The organism is Thiocapsa sp. UBA6158, assembly GCF_002423035.1.
In the GTDB taxonomy this organism is placed as follows: Bacteria; Pseudomonadota; Gammaproteobacteria; order Chromatiales; family Chromatiaceae; genus Thiocapsa.
This window is the reverse complement of sequence record NZ_DIUM01000119.1, coordinates 1-16,450: the sequence shown is the minus strand read 5'-3', so window position 1 is coordinate 16,450 and position 16,450 is coordinate 1. Positions and strand designations below refer to the sequence as shown.

13 protein-coding genes are annotated in these 16,450 nt (G+C 64.5%); 5 read left to right on the top strand and 8 right to left on the bottom strand.

Translation table 11 applies throughout. The annotated features are described in order from the left end of the window. Positions 1–109: 109 nt before the first annotated feature. Complete coding sequence (locus B4N44_RS16515; protein ID WP_296703104.1) at positions 110–853, bottom strand: MBL fold metallo-hydrolase; 744 nt, start codon at positions 851–853, stop codon at positions 110–112. A gap of 379 nt (positions 854–1,232) precedes the next feature. On the opposite strand from B4N44_RS16515, the gene B4N44_RS16510 reads away from it, so the two are divergent. The 3 genes from B4N44_RS16510 to B4N44_RS16500 all read left to right on the top strand — a co-directional run bounded on the left by B4N44_RS16510 (position 1,233) and on the right by B4N44_RS16500 (position 5,700). Beyond that, positions 1,233–2,036, top strand: a complete 804-nt coding sequence (locus B4N44_RS16510) for a BON domain-containing protein (RefSeq protein WP_296703100.1) — start codon at positions 1,233–1,235, stop codon at positions 2,034–2,036. A 290-nt stretch (positions 2,037–2,326) separates the two neighbouring features. Beyond that, positions 2,327–4,429 (top strand): SulP family inorganic anion transporter, encoded by a 2,103-nt coding sequence (locus B4N44_RS16505; RefSeq protein WP_296703099.1) that lies wholly within the window; start codon positions 2,327–2,329, stop codon positions 4,427–4,429. Positions 4,430–4,677: 248 nt separating this feature from the next. Further along, positions 4,678–5,700: a hypothetical protein gene (locus B4N44_RS16500; protein ID WP_296703098.1), complete on the top strand. Its 1,023-nt coding sequence runs from the start codon at positions 4,678–4,680 to the stop codon at positions 5,698–5,700. A 271-nt stretch (positions 5,701–5,971) separates the two neighbouring features. Here the strand turns inward: B4N44_RS16500 and B4N44_RS16495 are convergent, their stop codons facing one another. From B4N44_RS16495 to mddA, 4 genes are all read right to left on the bottom strand, one after another. Next, positions 5,972–6,862 (bottom strand): hypothetical protein, encoded by an 891-nt coding sequence (locus B4N44_RS16495; protein WP_296703097.1) that lies wholly within the window; start codon positions 6,860–6,862, stop codon positions 5,972–5,974. Positions 6,863–6,873: 11 nt separating this feature from the next. Beyond that, positions 6,874–8,778 carry a DUF4914 family protein gene (locus B4N44_RS16490; RefSeq protein ID WP_296703095.1) on the bottom strand — a complete coding sequence of 635 codons (1,905 nt, stop codon included), beginning with the start codon at positions 8,776–8,778 and terminating at the stop codon, positions 6,874–6,876. Between the two features lie 442 nt (positions 8,779–9,220). Continuing rightward, positions 9,221–9,517, bottom strand: coding sequence for a hypothetical protein (locus B4N44_RS16485; RefSeq protein WP_296703093.1), 297 nt, complete (start codon positions 9,515–9,517; stop codon positions 9,221–9,223). 110 nt (positions 9,518–9,627) lie between these two features. Continuing rightward, a complete protein-coding gene (gene mddA / locus B4N44_RS16480) occupies positions 9,628–10,401 on the bottom strand; it encodes a methanethiol S-methyltransferase (protein WP_296703091.1) in 774 nt (257 codons plus the stop codon). 1,014 nt (positions 10,402–11,415) lie between these two features. On the opposite strand from mddA, the gene B4N44_RS16475 reads away from it, so the two are divergent. Then, a complete protein-coding gene (locus B4N44_RS16475; protein WP_296703090.1) occupies positions 11,416–12,420 on the top strand; it encodes a sodium-dependent bicarbonate transport family permease in 1,005 nt (334 codons plus the stop codon). 121 nt (positions 12,421–12,541) lie between these two features. Then, positions 12,542–12,856, top strand: a complete 315-nt coding sequence (locus tag B4N44_RS16470; protein WP_296703088.1) for a P-II family nitrogen regulator — start codon at positions 12,542–12,544, stop codon at positions 12,854–12,856. A 404-nt stretch (positions 12,857–13,260) separates the two neighbouring features. On the opposite strand, the gene B4N44_RS16465 is transcribed toward B4N44_RS16470, so the two are convergent. The 3 genes from B4N44_RS16465 to B4N44_RS16455 all read right to left on the bottom strand — a co-directional run bounded on the left by B4N44_RS16465 (position 13,261) and on the right by B4N44_RS16455 (position 16,385). Continuing rightward, positions 13,261–13,989, bottom strand: coding sequence for a hypothetical protein (locus B4N44_RS16465; protein ID WP_296703086.1), 729 nt, complete (start codon positions 13,987–13,989; stop codon positions 13,261–13,263). Positions 13,990–14,175: 186 nt separating this feature from the next. Further along, positions 14,176–14,370, bottom strand: a complete 195-nt coding sequence (locus B4N44_RS16460) for a response regulator (RefSeq protein ID WP_296703084.1) — start codon at positions 14,368–14,370, stop codon at positions 14,176–14,178. Then, a complete protein-coding gene (locus tag B4N44_RS16455; RefSeq protein WP_296703081.1) occupies positions 14,358–16,385 on the bottom strand; it encodes a PAS domain S-box protein in 2,028 nt (675 codons plus the stop codon). The genes B4N44_RS16460 and B4N44_RS16455 overlap by 13 nt, the downstream gene beginning before the upstream one ends. Between the last annotated feature and the right edge of the window lie 65 nt (positions 16,386–16,450).

Genomic DNA, 16,450 nt, shown 5'->3' with positions numbered 1-16,450 from the left:
TGAGGCACGACGCTAATCACCTTGTTTAATACCTCTGTTGAGCGAGCCTTGATCTTCATGCCGACACCGATCCGGTCGGCATCCTCATGCCGACATGGACGCCCGTCGGCTACCCGGGCGCGTCCGTCCGCCCGACAAGGCCGATCTCCCGGCCAACGCCGCCATCGAAACAGCGCTCGCCGAACGCCTGACGGAACGCGTCCCTTGCGGCGTCTCCGGTACAGTGCGTCGGCACCACGTAGGCGACGTCGAGGACCTGCAGCGCGCGAATCGCCCGATCGATCCCCGAGGCGTCCGAGTACATCAGGTGAAACCCGCCGATGGCCCAATCGATCTTCTTCCCCAGAAGGAGCGAGGCGTGCTCGACGATCCGCTCTATTCCGGGATGCGCACAGCCGCTGATGGCTGCCGTGACTCCGTCGGCCTCGATCACCATCGCGTGCTCGGGAGGGTCGCTGTCGAGCATGCCGGTCGAAAAGACGCCGGGAGCAAGCTCCACAGGGTCGGCCCCGACGACAACCAACTCGCCGCACAGACCACGAAGATCTTTGATCAGATGCTTCGAGAAACCCTCGTGGACGACGAGGGTCGCCCGTGGATTCATCTCCAAGACGGAGTCCAACCCTCCCATGTGATCCCAATGCGGATGTGAGACAAAGAGTAGATCGATGGATTCCGGGGCGATGTCGAGCGCGGCCATGTTCTTCAGCAGGACGCGGCCGTTGCTGCCCGTATCGAACAGGATCGTGCGGTCTGCGACCCGAATCAGGGCCGCGAAACCCCAAAGGCTCGTCAGGCCCGGGACGCCGGGATGATTGTCGAACAGGATCGTCATGCGAGCAGGGTCTGTCATCGTTCGCTTCCTCGGGCCTCCCGAGACCTGGCTCGGGTCGCCCGTGCTGGTGCGGGTCGGTATTGCGGGAAAGCCGGCTGGTCAAGACCCCGCGGAGCGGGGCGAGACCGACACTCGGCATCGAAGGTGCTGATGTACACTGCGCTGAACTTTAGTGCCCGACCTCACCGCTGCACATTGATGATTGGCCATCTCCGGCAAATAATCAGCCTGTACCGACCGAGGGTGCGCGCACCGCGCGAACCACTGAGCTCGCGGATCGTCCGGCTGAGTGTTTGGTTTCGCGGACGGGACGCGTTATGGTCGTTCCGAGTCGACATCTTCCAGCGCGCCGCGTCGGCGCCTGCATTCTGAATTCCCGACAGCGAGCACCAAACTCATGAGATCGACACGACCGGAGCGTATCTTGATCACCTCGGCATTGCTGGCCCTGCTCTCGGCATCGCCCCTGCGGGCCGATACCGACGCCGCAGCCGCGGCCAAGGTCGAGACCATCATCGCGCTCAACCAACATCTCAGCGGCTATACGATCCAAGTCCTCTTGCGGGACGGGCGCCTGCGCATCGAGGGATCGGTGCCGGGCGCCATCGAGCGAGCCCTTGCCGAGGATCTGGCCAACCTGGTCGCCGACGGGGTGCCGGTAGATAACGCCCTCGACCTGAACGCCGACTTCGCACAGAGCCCGGGGCCACTCACTGCCCGAGTCGAAGACCTGGATGTGGCGACCAAGATCCGGGAGCGCTTGGAGTGGCAGATCAGCACGAGCGGGCTGGAGGTTTCCGTCGAGATCGACGGGGGCATCGCTCGCCTCCAGGGTCGCGTCGGCTCGACCGGAGCTTCCGATCGTGTGGCGACAATTGTCGGGACCACCGAAGGGGTGCGCGAAGTCTTCAATTACATCAACGTCGACCCGGATGTCTTGACCGAGGAGCGCGAGCGCCAGGCTGCGGTCGCCGAGGTCAAGCGCTCCGATACCTGGATCGCCAATCGCCTCGGGGCCGTCCTGCGCTACGACACCACCGTGAACGCGGGCAGCATGGAGGTGAGCTCGACCGACGGGGTGGTGTTGCTTCGCGGCACAGTCACGTCGCTGGCAGAGCGACAGGTTGCCGAGGCCCTGGCTGGCGACATCTTGGGCGTGCGCGAGGTGGAATCTCTGCTGAGTTTCCAGAGACCCATGTAACCCTCGCGGTGCGCGTCTCTGTGCACCGGGATGATTTCCGGGAAAGGAACAATCGCCCGGGATGACTTAAGTTGCCCGGGGACCTGCAGGCCCGTGCCGGCGGGATGCTCACTCCCGGAAATCGCCCGAGATCCCCTTCGGTTGTGGCACACATCGATCATCAGCTATGCCACGGACGCCTATCATCGATTAGTCCGACCGCCAACACCTCTCTACTCTAAAGGATTGCTGGCCACTTGCGCACACCGATCGGGTGCGTGTTCGCTCTTCAATCAGCCGGACGAGTCGTCATGATGGAACGTCTGCATCCTGTTCTGCCCTTCTTGCGCTGGTTCCCCATGACTCGGGAAGGCTTGCGCAACGACATCATTGCCGGCATCACGGTCGCTTTGGTGTTGCTGCCCCAAGGCATGGCTTATGCCCAGTTGGCGGGCCTGCCTGTCGTGTACGGGCTGTACGCGTCCTTTGTGCCCGTCATGATCGCCTCGATGTGGGGCTCGTCGAGTCAACTGCACACCGGCCCGGTGGCGATGCTTTCGCTGATGTCCGCGGCGGCGATCATCCCCTTCGCCTCACCGGGAAGCGCGAGCTTCATCGAGCTGTCGATCATGCTGGCCTTGATGGTCGGAGTGCTGCGTCTCGCACTGGGTCTATTCAAGCTCGGGGCCATCGTCAACCTGCTGTCGAGTCCCGTGGTCGTGGGCTTCACGAATGCCGCGGCGCTGATCATCGGACTGTCGCAGCTCAGCAAGATCATCGGCGTGCCCTTTCCTCGCTCCGACTTCTATCTTGCGGATCTCTGGCGAGTCGTGCAGCAGATCGGCGAGACGCACTGGCCGACACTGGTGTTCGCGCTTGCGGCCTTTCTGCTCATCAACGCGATCAAACGGGTCTCTTCACGGCTCCCCGGCGTCTTGATTGCCGTACTCGCAACGACCGCCGCGTCTGCTCTCATCGGCTTCGAGCACAAGTCGAGCGTCGGGATCGAGCAGATCCAGGACGTGCGGACGGTGGAGACGATCGAGGCTTACGGCCAGACCGAGATGCGCATCAAGGCCCTCACCGCGTTGATCGCGGAGCGCAGCCGCGAGGCCGCTCGACTCGAGCAGGCAGGCGGGATGGAGGCCATCAAGCGCGCCGCGGAGTTATCGGCGTCGGTCCGTCTCTTCCAGTACGAGTTGGATCAGTCGCGGTCACAGAACAACGCGCGTCGCATCGACCTGCACGCGATCCGCCTGGAAGGCTCGCCGATCCCGGACGGGCCGATGCTCCTCTTCGCCAAAGGCCAGGTCCCCGAGGGACTGGCGCGTGACGGTCGAATCTGGCATTTCGTCGAGACGCACGACGGGGACGTGACGCTCTCCTCGGGCGGGGCCGTGGTGGGGGATATTCCCAAGGGGCTGCCGCAGTTCGCCGTGCCCGAGGTGCAGTGGGATTTGATCCTGGCGCTGCTGCCGGCGGCGATCGTGATGGCCCTGATCGGTTTCATGGAGGCCACCTCGATCTCCAAGGCCATCGCCACCACCACGGGGGAGCGGATCAACGCGAGCAAGGAGCTCGTCGGACAGGGTCTGGCGAACATCGTCGGGAGCTTCTTTAGCTCCTACACGGTCAGCGGATCCTTCTCGCGATCGGCCGTTGCGGCCAAGACGGGCGCCAAGACCGGCCTCTTCGCCGTCATCAGCGCGCTGGCGGTGATGGTCTTCCTGCTGTTCTTTACGTCCTACCTCTACAGCCTGCCGCAGTCCGTGCTGGCGGTCATTGTGATGATGGCCGTCTTCGGCCTGATCCGCGTCGCGCCGCTGGTCCATGCCTGGAAGGTCGACCGCGGCGGCGCGATCGTCGGCATCGTGACCTTCCTGGCGACCCTCGTGATGGCTCCGGCAATCGCCAACGGCATACTCCTCGGCATTGTCCTGACGGTGCTGCTCTATCTGATCAAGAGTATGCGTCCGCGCGCTGAGATCGTCGCGCGTAAACCGGATGGAACCCTCGGCGGCATCAAGGCGCACAATCTCGTGCCGGTCAGCGAGACGGTCGTGCCGGTCCGTTTCGACGGCTCGCTGACCTTCTCGACCGTCGCTTACTTCGAGGACATCGTGCTGGAGGCCATCGCCGAGTTTCCGAAGACCCGGGTGATCCTGATCATCGGCAGTGGCATCAACGAGATCGACGCATCAGGTGAAGAAAAGATCAACGAGGTCGCAAAACAGCTGCGAGACGCCGACATCGGGCTCTACTTCAGCGGATTGAAGCATCAGGTGATGTCGGTTCTCGAGAAAACCGGAATCGTCGAAGAGCTCGGACGCGATCACTTCCTCCCGAACAAGGAGTATGCGCTGAAAGAATTGCTCGAGCGCTATGAGACCCCATCCGAACCGCAAAGCACGTGATGGCCGGCCTGGCGCTGTATCTCAGCGCCGTTTGTCTTGTGCGCCGAGCCGCAGGATCGGGCGTGGTCGGTCACTTTATTCCACGGGAATTCCTCAGAGTAATCCACGCTGACCCTATCGGATTCGTCCACCGCTTTTGCGGATGCCTGCGGTCCAGCTGGTCTTGGGTCGTTTCAGCCGACCCTAACGGCAGCCAAAACCGCAGCACCGATCAGTCAACCCGCGCTCGCCGGGGCAGGAGATGTTCAATGTTCGAGTTCCGCAGAGATGATCAGCACCCGATTGACCACCGCGCCCGGATGCGCCGAAGACTGGCGACCCTGCTCGCGGCCGGTTCCGTCGCCATCGCCGGTGCGGCCTGCGCCTTTCCCGATGCCGACGACGCCAGCGCCTTTCAGGCCCAATCTCCATCGGTCCGCACCCTGATGCTGACCCTCGACAACGGCGACGCGGCCGATGTGTATCTGCCGCGTATCCGCTCGCGGTTTCCCGACTGGTTCGAGGACAGCCTGCCGTTGGTGGCCGTGCTGCAGGGAGCGCTGGTGGACAAATCCCAGTATCGCCAGTTGGCGATGCAACTCGCCCGTCGGGGCCATGTGGTCGTGGTGCCGAATCACTTCCGCAGCTTCCCGCCGGCCTTTCCGGACCCGGTGCTGTTCAGCGAGGTCGGCGTCGTCACGGCGGTCTACACGACCATGGTCGCTGCCGACGCGGACCCGTCCTCGCCGCTGTTCCGGGTCGTCGATATCGAAAGCATGGCCGTGATCGGCCACTCGCTCGGTGGCCGGGTCGGACTCACCGCACTCGCCGGAGTCTGCGAGCCCGCGATCTGCACCGCACCCGACGGCACCTATACCCCGCCAGCCGCACTGCGGACCGGTGCCTTCTACGGGACCAACATGCTCGGCTTCGATGGTGTCGTGACCGATCTCGACACCTCGGGTGTGGCGGTTGCACTGGTCCAGGGCAGCCTCGACGGCATCTCCACGCCGGACAAGGCCGACGCCACCTATCCGACGCTGGAGTCACCCCGCGGCCGGATCGACATTGAAGGCGCCAATCACTACGGCATCACCGATCGGAACGATCCGCCCGGTGCCCGGCCTGATCCGCTGCAGCCGACCCTGCCCCAGCCCAAGGCCAACCATGACGTCGCGCAATGGATCGGCTACTGGTTACGCTTCCACCTACGCGACGATCCGTGGGCGGAGCTTTGGCTCTACATCATCGGCGGCTCGTACAACGGCATTGTCGAGGTCACGACCGACTGATTGTGTCGCCGCCGCGCTCTCCGCATCCGGGGCAGATCCGCCCGGCAACCTTGTCGGGCATAGGTCTCCTCCCGCAAGAGCATCTCGGAAGCGAATCTTAGAGGTCCGTGACGAGATGATGTTGGAAACAACATCGGGTTTACCTTGCAGGGAAGCACGATGCGCCGGGGGGTGTGCACCCACTTTTGGAGCTGATCCCCGGCCGGGATGCGCTTGGCGACGAAGCCGCCCCTCCGGATTTCGTAGAGCTGGCGCACGCTAATCTGGACGATCAGGGTCGCGCTGCTGCCGCCGGGTAGGGCACCAGGAGCTCGTAGTCGACCAGGGCCCACAGGGTCCGCCCGCGGCGACTGACCAGGCATCCCGAGCGCGGGCAGGGCCGTACGATCAGGTGGCGTGGCTTGTGGTCCAGAACGTCCCAGCCGAGACGTCGCAGCGCTTGGCGCGCGTCCTCGGACAGGTGCCGCAGCTCGGGCTCGGTCAGATATCCCTGCAGGTGGGCGGTCTCCGCGTCGATGCCGTCGATCCAGCGGTAGAGGAGGACGTACATGCGTTCCCAGGCGTAGCGCACCCGCGCACCCTCAGGTTGGGCGGCCTGGTCCTCGCCGAGAACCCGGTCGTACCACCAGCGGCGGTGGGAGCGGCGGCCGAGCTGCCAGTCGAGGTATCGTGTAGGCGGGCTGTAGATCGCGAGCGGCGCCTTGGTGGGAATGCTGCAACCCGCCGCAGCGCGCAGCCGCTTTAGATGGGCAAACTCCTCGAACGGGGACAGGAATTCGCTGGACGCGATGCGGTCTCGCTCCTCCCAGTCCATGACCTGGTCGGGCGCGATCGATACCAGCGCCTCCTGGGCGAAACGGCTGAACTTGACCACCAGCGCGAACTGCTCTCGCCGCTTGTGCGGCACCGCGACCCGGTACACCGCCCCGGTGGCCCCGGCCAACTGGCGTCCCACCTTCGACAACCCCTCGCCGACGAACCAATGGGACGGCAGGATCGAATCGAGTACCGGCCAGCCGTGGCGGGTGACGAAGAGCTCGCCCGACTGCTTGCCCCGCAGCTGGATGTAGTCGACCCCGAACACGCGGCGGCGCAGGGCCGCCGGCGCTTGGTCGAAGGAGCGCTGGTGCGGGTGGTGGAAGCGGTGCTCGAAACGTTCCAACGCTCGCTCCTTCAGGCGTCGCCGGGCTCGAAGAGGGGCAGATCGAGCAGACCGTCATAGTCCTCCAGACTCCCGCCCGACAGGCAGCAGTCGATGATACGGCGGCCCGTCGGCAGGAGGTCGGGATCGAGAAAGGCGCGCAGCTCGCGGTGGAAAAAGGCGCTCAGGATGGCCGCTCCCTGATCGTAAGCCTCGGCTCCGACCTCGGGCTGCTGGTCGACCTCGAAGAACCAGGAGCCGATGGTGCTGCCCTCGACGATGATGGTGCCCGGGGTGTAGCCGAGCAGCGGGCAGCGTGAGGGCTTGAGTCGGTCCGCGCCGAAGCGCGCTCCGCCCCGGCGCGCGAGATACTCGCGGGTGATCCACTGGGGCATGAAACCGACCTCCCAGGCGCCAATGTGCTGGTTGGGGATCAGGACGTAGCGCACCTCGGGGGTCTCGATGATCTGGTTGAGCAGGAGGTTGGCGTGGTCGACCATGCGCCCGGTGGCGAACGGCCAATACGAGCCCACCCCCTCCGAGGACATGCCTTCGGTCTCGACGATGCTCGGGTTCGAATGACCGCGCGGCGCCACCAGCCGCCACAGCCAGGCGAGCGCCGGAGGCAGCAGGTGAAACATCCCGATGATGCCGTAGCTGGGACGCGCGCGCGTGCAGGGCGGGGTGCGTACCCCCATGCTGCGCACGTCCACGTCCACCGCGCCGGGGACCACGCGGGGGATCACCGCCCGCGGGATGATCACGCGCGGGTTTGGGCAGGGCACCCCGGGGGAGTCCTCGATGTGCTCCCACAGCAGCGTCGTGGCGTCCGGGCGCCCGTGAATGTTGAGGAACAGGAGCGGCGCCGGGGGGTGGATGGTGAGCTCCTCGATGTGCGGGTCCGTGCCATAGCGGGCGATGTGGTTGCAGCGGACGAACCAGGCGCTCTCCGCGTCCATCAGGGTCAGCTTGCCGGCGCCTTTCTCGAGGGAGGGATGGCACAGCGCCATGTCGTCCGTCACCGGGCGAAGCTCGCAACCGCGCGGCAGGGTGAGCGTGCGCTCCTCGCGGGTGCTGAGATTCCGGCCGATCAAAAGGGTCCCGTCTGGTTGGCGATGGGCATACTCGAGCATCTCGCTTTTGCCGCCGCCGCTCGCGCCTTCGTGGGCGATCACCAGCTTGTTCTCGTAGGGGGTGACGACCTGCACGGTGGAGCAGTGCATGGTCACCCAGCGCTCCTCCTCGCCGATGTTGAGCAGTACCCCGTAGATCCCCTTCTTGGCGCTCGGGCCGGGATAGAGGTTGTAGCTGAACAGCTCGTGGACATCATCCAGGCGGTTGTGCACCACGACCTGACGCCCGCCGAAATGCGTGTGCCGGAAGGGCGGGGCGACGTAGATGATCGCCTTCGGCTGGAAATCCGCGGGCAGCTCGTCCTCGTGAATGATCCCCTGCAGCAGCGCGAGTCCGAGGGCGAAGAACCCCGCGTTGTCCGGCGCAATCACCAGGGCTTCGGCGCCCTTGTCGGGAAGGCCCGCGTAGAAGGGGAAGGCGGCGAGCGGCTGGGTCTTGAGCCATTCGAAGGTGGCCTCGCGCACCGACTCGAACGGCTTGCCGAAGCGTTCACGGTAAGTCGGCTTGTCGGTGGGGCGGGCATCGCCGATGACCATGCAGTCGGGGTCGCGACGGCGCATGTAGGGCTCGGTGTAGTTGGCGCAGATGCCGTTGCGGGTGCGGCAGACGGTGGCCTCGACCACCCGGCCGCGGCCCGACACCTCGTAGGCGACCTCGTGGTTGCCCCCGGGCGCGTCGCGCACCGCGAGGGCCATGAGCTCGGCGGTGGTACCGGCCACCGTCACGCGCGGTGCCGCGGCGAGCAGCTCTGCCGCGGCAGGGGGCAATGCGAGATCAAGCAGAGAACGCGAGGATGTGGTCATGGCGGTTACGGCTCCGATCGGCGGCTGTCACAGGGGTCGAATCAAAACGGACGGGAGGGCGGCGCCGCATCGGGCGGGCTCGAGGGCGTCGAGGGTGCCGCTGAAGATGCAGCCGCGAGCCGGAGGCGGTACTCATGCCGGTGGGCGCGCAAGATTCTCGTCGACTCCGTCGGCCGGTATCTTCCTCCCGAGCATAGCCGGGGCGGGCCGGCTGACGAACAAGGCTGCGATGGAAAAACCTACGACAACACATCGGATAATCGGAACGATTGGTGCGCGCGACGCGGCGGATCTTGTCGGATATGGCTCTGAGGTAGCCCATCCCTGCGCACCAAGGTCATGTGCGGGAGGGGAACGATCCGCCTGCAGGGGCGACTTCAGTCACCCCGATCAGGACTTGCGGGTTTGTTTCATTGCGTTGTCTCCGATCTGTTGAAGTCGATTACTTCACGGCGAAAAAGGTCACGCCGTGGACCTTGAGATCCTTCGCCACCTTGTCCGCCGCACTGGTGTTGCGGAAGCAGTCGTAGCAGCCGATCAGCCGGCCCCGACGCAGCCCGACCGACTTGGCGATCGCGGGCAGCTCGTCCTCGACCAAGGCACCGGCGATGCAGGCGGCCCAGAGGTCCGGATTGGCGCGCGCATCGAGTGTGAGCTCGCGGGCGACCCGGTCGTAGGTCTCGCAGACCTTGTGGCGCAGATATTCGGCGTCGAAATCGATGGGGCTCATGAGGGCCATGGTGTTGTCTCCTCAGGTGATTTGATCAGTGGTGACGTGGTGGATCAGTCCTCTACGGGTTGCCCCGGTCGGCGCGATCGACGATGCGCCGACCGGGCTGCGCTGTCATGTCAGGTGCCGTCGCCGGCCGTAGCGATGCGCCCGCTGCCGCGACCCTTGCCGCCGAGGCGGGGGATCAGCATGGGCACATGCTTGCGATAGCCGGCGTACTCGGGGTGGGTTTTGAGCAGGTCGCGCTCCTCGAGCCGGATGCCGATCAGGATGTAGCCCGTGGTCAGCAGCGCGAACAGCAGGTGTGCCGCGGTCATGGTCGGGGTCGCCCAGAAGACGAAGAGCCAGCCGACATAGAGCGGATGACGCACCAAGCGATAGGGACCGGGGGTCTTGAAGCGCAGCGGCGTGTAGGACTTGCCGACGAGCTGCAGCCACACCTGACGCAGACCGAACAGGTCGAAGTGGTTGATCAGAAAGGTTGCGACCAGCACCAGGGCCCAGCCGAAGCCGTAGAGGCCATAGAGCACGGCCTGACCGATCGGGTCGGTCACCTTCCAGATGACCCCGCCCATGGGCTGCCACCAGACGAACAGCGCGATCAACAACAGGCTGGCCGTCAAGGTGTAGGTGCTGCGCTCCGCCTCGCGCGGGATGTAGCGGGTGATCCAGCGCTTGAAGGCCGGGCGGGCCATGACGCTGTGCTGCACCGCAAAGATCCCGAGCAGCAGACTATTGATCAGCGCCGCGGTCCAGAAGGGGACGCTCGGCGCCGAGTCGATCGACTTGGGCACCAGGATGTTGCCGATGAAGCCGATGGCATAGAGAAAGCTGGCAAAGAAGACGAGGTAGCTGACAATCCCGTAGGTGAATACAGTCACCCGTTTGAGCATGCGGGTCTCCTCCGATCGATCTGCAATGGATCACCGCCGGGTGGGTCGCGAGGCGGTGATCGGGGGTTTCCGGGTCGGGATGACGAGGCGCCATGTCCGATCCGGTTGCAGATGAGTCTGGACCGCCCCTGTAACGTGCCGGCTTCCCGAACGTATCGGGATTGTTGTCGTAGGGTTTCGGTGGGTTGCAGGTGGGGAGGAGGGCGAGCATGCCGAGGTCGGACGGCGACCGAAAGATCGACGCCGCCGTGCTGCTCATCCCCGGTGTGGCTATGGTGGATGACTGTGCCGGTGGCCTGAATGTCGCCGATCACCCGGCGGTGCCGCGCTATGCCGGTACCTGTCTCATCGGCTCGGAGCAAAAATCTTTCGAGAATCTGACCATGCGCTCGGCAAGGCGGTCCGGCAGCCGGACCTGCTTTTTGCCGACTCAGCGCTTCGAGCTAGACGGTCCATACGTGGACGTCCCCGGGTCGGGACGATTGTCATCGTCTTGCACCGGAACACCAGTCCATTCCCGACGCGCGGACTGCCAATGTGCGCGGCGCATCGTCTCCAGCACCCCGGATACCTCGCCGCGCAACTGTTGGGCCTGCTCCCGACTCGGCATCAACGGGTCCATCGGGGTCGGATAAAAAGCACTCGGTCCCCAGGCAAAAAGCGAGGGGGATACGGCGAGCAACGCCACCATCAGACCAGTGCCGAACCCCACTCCAGATCCAGGGCTCATCGATCGCAGTCGCTTCATTGTCGAATCCTCGGTTCCAAACAGACCGCTGACAAAGATGCGAGTCATTCGGGACATCGCACCTCACCCCACCTCGGGAATGTATCGGGGCCGTGATGTTCGGTTCAAACTCGCTTTTTACTGCGATCGCCGTCGTAATTTCCGAATAGATGGCTACTCGCCTATACGTTGCACGAGAAAAAAAAATACAAAGTCGGCAGCGAATGCCTGTAGGCTCTATGCCGTCCGGTTGGCAATTCTCCGTTACTCGACAGAGGAGTGAAACCTTGGAAGCATTGCTGGAATTCTTCACCCGATTCTTGACGCAATTTCAATCGCCAACCCTGGCGTTCCTGATCGGCGGTATCGTGATCGCCGCGCTTGGCAGCAAGCTCGAGATCCCCGATGCCATCTACAAATTCGTGGTCTTCATGCTGCTGATGCGCGTCGGGCTCGACGGCGGCATGTCGATTCGCGAGGCAAACCTCGCAGATATGCTTCTGCCGGCCTTCTTTGCGGTACTGATCGGCATCATCATTGTCTTCATCGGCCGCTTCACCCTGGCACTCCTGCCGGGCGTCCGTACCGAGGACGGCATTGCAACAGCAGGCCTGTTCGGAGCCGTAAGCGGCTCGACCATGGCAGCGGCCATCGTCGTGATGGAGAATGAGGGAATCGTCTATGAGCACTGGGCGCCAGCGCTTTATCCTTTCATGGATATCCCCGCACTGGTGGTGGCAATCGTGCTTGCGAACCTCTATTTCAAGCGAAGAGACGGGTCATCGGAGAAGGTGATGATCTGGCCGATCGTCAAAGAAAGCCTGCAGGGCTCGGCCCTGTCCGCGCTCTTGCTCGGTATCGCTCTCGGCCTGTTTACTCAACCGGGGAACGTCTTTGAAGGCTTCTACGATCCCCTGTTTAAGGGGCTGCTCTCGGTGCTGATGCTGGTCATGGGTATGGAGGCCTATACCCGGCTCAATGAGCTGCGCCGTGTCGCACACTGGTATGCGGTCTATGCCGCAATTGCGCCGCTGGTGCATGGCCTGATCGCGTTCGGGCTAGGCTATATCGCCCATGTCCTGACGGGCTTCAGCCCCGGCGGCGTGGTGCTGCTCGCCGTCATTGCCGGCTCCAGCTCTGACATCTCGGGGCCGCCGACCTTGCGGGCCGGCATCCCGAGCGCGAACCCATCCGCCTATGTCGGCGCCTCGACGGGTGTCGGTACGCCGGTTGCCATCGCCATCGGTATACCGCTTTATATCGGCCTAGCCCAGGCGGTGTTTGGAATCTAAACGCCCTTGAAAAGGCCCGCCGAAGGCGGGCCATCAAGCCCCGCGCAGCCCGTGCCGCCCTGATGCCGCACGAACTGTCGCCCCTGAACCAACGCGAAAAAGCCACTGGAGGTCATCCGTCATGGCACAGCAAGCGTCCAAGCTCGTGGTCATCACCGAGAAGGTGCTCCTGAGAGACATCGTCAAGATTCTCGAGGCGAGCGCTGCGACCGGCTACACGGTGATGGCTGCCGGCGGCAAGGGCAGCCGTAACACGCGCTCTTCCGGTCAACCGGCCGTCTCCGATACCTTCTCCAACATCAAGCTTGAGATCATCACCGCGAGCGAAGACGTCGCGCGCGAGATCGCCACCAAGATTGCGGAGAAATACTTCGATAACTTCTCCGGCATCGCCTATCTCGACGAGATCGAGGTTCTCTACGCCCACAAGCTCTGATCGCCACTTGTCGGCAGCAGCGAGATCGATCGAGGCAGGGAAGCCTCAGCATGCCTTTGAAGCGAGCTCGACGGTCGGCCTTGTTCGTAAGTTCGGCCACTTCGGCGGGCAACGTGCGTCGTCAGGCCATCTTGGCCTGACATGATCAGGGCTGGAAGCCCTGACTACGCATGGCGTGCGCGCTGCTGGTCGGGATAACGATCAAGGCCCGACGGTCGGAGCTTTGTGGTCTGTCTCGATTCGAAACCCCATGAATAGGGGCGAAGGGCACTGACCCGAATGGCATGGAATTAAACAAAACAGTCTGTTCCGGCCGTTCATCAGCTCGAAGAATCGGCCGGACGTTTGTCTCCAGCCTCGCTCTTTTTCGGCGAGAACCGGTGACCCGCGAACTTTCCCTGCCGCTAGTGGAGCGCGTTGGCCGGCCACCGTTCCATATACCTGCGCATCACGTCTTTGACCGCATCCGGTACGGTCTGGAAGGCCGCCTGTCGCATGCCGTCGGCAAGGAAACCGGGCATGTCGTATGGCAGCCGTCGGCTCATCTTCTCGAACGTTCGCTCCATGAGCTGGGGGTCGAGCGATCGAGTTGCGGCAATGCCGGCGTTGAGATTGATGACGCGCCAAGGACGCCAAGCGTCACCACGATCCTCGTCGAGTTGCAGCCTCGTCGATGCTGCCTCGATGACCTCCTCCATAAGGCCGCACAAGAAGCGGAGATCATCGCTCGCGCTCGTGGCGTTCACGATCATGCCGAAGCCGTCGGCGGTGCCTTCCAGGTTATCGATGGTGGCGCCGCGCCGAGCGACCCAAACCCCCATCGATGCAAACATGCGCGCAACCGGGTCTCTCTTGTCCATGATCTCGACTTTCCGCACCAGGAAGGCGAGACGGTCAAGCAAGTCCAGCCCGTAGGCGCAGAACTCCTGCAGGTGTTCCTGATCAAGGTGCGCCGCTCCGTTTTCCAAGGCCCCGGCGACCGGGAAGAAGTCCGCCAAGGCCCGTGCCAGATCGAGCGGGCCGGATGGGTCCTCCATGACCGCTCGGGCTTCCTCGCTCTTGGCGAGCACCGCCTGCGTGACGTCCAACGCGAGGTCGGCAATGACGTCGTTTTCGATCACGAGGGGTTTCATCGACAAGGGGGATCACCTGCTGGATTAAACGGACCGAAATTCACGTCTGCAGCCCGCTGGAGTGCGACATGATCGCTTGGTGAATCGAGGTTGGGATGACTCGGCGCTCCTTCAACCGGGCCATTCGATCAGCTCGATCCGGGCGTCCGGGTCCAGCACGCCGGCCTCGCCACCGCGCTTCCGGATTCAAGTCAGCAGTTCTCTCAGCAGCGCCCCCAGCGCTGCCACGTCCACCGGCTTGCGGATCAGGGCACGGACACCGGCGGCCTCGACCTCCTCGGCATCCAGAGCATCGGCGTTGCCGGTGTAGAGAATGATCGGCAGATGGGGGTGGGTCGGGCGGATCCGTCGGATCAGCTCGAGCCCCGTCATCCGCGGCATGGCCTGTGCACCACGGCGAGCCCCATGCCGCTGCCTTGGCCGCTCGCCTTGGTCGTGAAGAAAGGCTCGAACAGTCGATCCAGATGCGCGGGGTCGATCCCGCACCCCGTATCCTTCACCCGTAGGACCAGATAGTCCCCCCGGACCTTTTGGCGGCAGGAGGAGCAGACGGTGCCGCCGAGATGCTCGCGGGCGAGGCCGATCACCAGACGACCGCTGCCCGACATGGCGTCGCGCGCGTTGATGCAGAGATTGACCAGGATCTGCTCGACCTGGATCGGGTCCAGATTGACCCGGGGCAGGGCTGGCGGGAGATGGGTTTCAATCTCGACCTCGGCGGCCAGGGTCGCGCCCAGGAGGCGCAGCGTCTCGCGCACCAAAGGCGCGAGGTCGAGCGGGCGCGGGTCGCCGCGTCGGCCGCGGCTGAAGGTGAGGAGCTGTTGGATGAGGTCCCGGGCGCGGTGGCTCGCCCGTTGGGCGCGGTCGAGATAGCGGTCGAGCTTCCCATCCCCGCGGTCGCGCGTCAGCTCTTGGGCCAGGGTCACATAGCCCATGGCACCGGTCAGGATGTTGTTGAAGTCGTGGGCGATGCCCCCGGCCAGATGGCCGATCGCCTCCATCTTCTGCGCTTGGCGCAGCTGGGCCTCGAGTCGGGCGTGCTCCTCCTCGGCGAGCTTGCGCTCGGTGATGTCGCGCAGATAGCCGACGAAGAAGTCGCCGTCCGGTCCTTGGGCCCGGTCGATGGCAAGCTCGACGGGCAGCTCGCTGCCGTCGGCGCGACAGGCGACGACCTCCACGCGCCGTCCCAGCATGGGGCCGTGGCCGTCCTGGCGATAGCGCTCCATCCCCGTGTGGTGGGCATCGCGGAAGCGCTCGGGGACGATCAGGTCGGCCAGCGGTTTTCCGATCGCCTCTTCGCGACGATAGCCGAAGGTCTGCTCCGCGGCCGGATTGAAGGCGATGACCTTGCCTGCACCGTCCATGCCGATGACGGCGTCGAGTGCGGCCTCGACCGTGGCCCTCAAGGTCTCTTCGATGCGTTTGCGCTCGGTGATCTCGCGTGTGATGGCGATCAGGCGGTCGATACCGCCGAGGGTCGCGCGTTTGAGGGTCACCTCGTCCCAGTGCAGGCTGCCGTCCTTGTTGCGACGGTGCCATTCGAAGCGTTGCGGCGCGCCGGCGCTCGCCAACCCGATCCATCGGGCGGCACCGGCGTGATCGTAGGGCGGGATGCCGGAAGAGAGCTGCGCGGGATTCAGACGGAGGATCTCCTCATGCGAATAGCCGTAGATGCGGCAGGCCGCCGGGTTGGCATCGCAGATCGCCCCGGTGGCCAGGTCGTGAACGAAGATGGCGTCCTCCGCCGCCTCGAAGATGGCCCGATAGCTCGCCGCGGAGCGCTGTCGATCCAGCTCGGCCGCGGCCCGGACCGAATAGATCTGCAGCACCGCCTCGATCAGCCCGGGGTCGGTCAAGGGCTCGCGATGCAGGAGTGCGACCAGACCGATCGGGCGCTTGGCCGAGTCCAGGAGGGGATAGCCGGCGTAAGCGACGGCGCCGAGGTCGCTCGGCATGTGGTCGCCCGGGAAATGCCGTGAGAGATCCTCTCCGATGAACTGAAACCCTTCGTCCAGCACCCGTCGACAGGGTGTACCGGCCAGGCCGTATTCCAGGTTGGGTATGGGTTGGCCCCGATCGCTGACCGCACGGGTGCCGACATGGGTGTCGCAGCCGGCCGGCAGCTCGCTGATGAAGGCCAGGTCGACCCCGAGGGTCTTGGTCGGCGAGTCGACGATGGTCTGGAAGAGGGTCTCGCCGCTGGCTGCGCAGACCCCGAGGGCGACATGCCGTAGGGCCTGCTCGATCCGTTCGCGGGTGTGCCGGTCCATACCATCGGAGGCTGGTTCCGGCCCGAGCGCCGGCCCGGACAGACGCAGCGAGTCGGCGCACGAGGTTTGCCGGCCGCCCTCATGGGGCGAGTGGCCGGCGCTCTGATCGATGTCGTGTGCTCGCATGGTTGAGCGACTCCGTCTCCGGATGGCATCGGCTCTCTTACCCTAGGAGCCTGTCCGACTTGTGT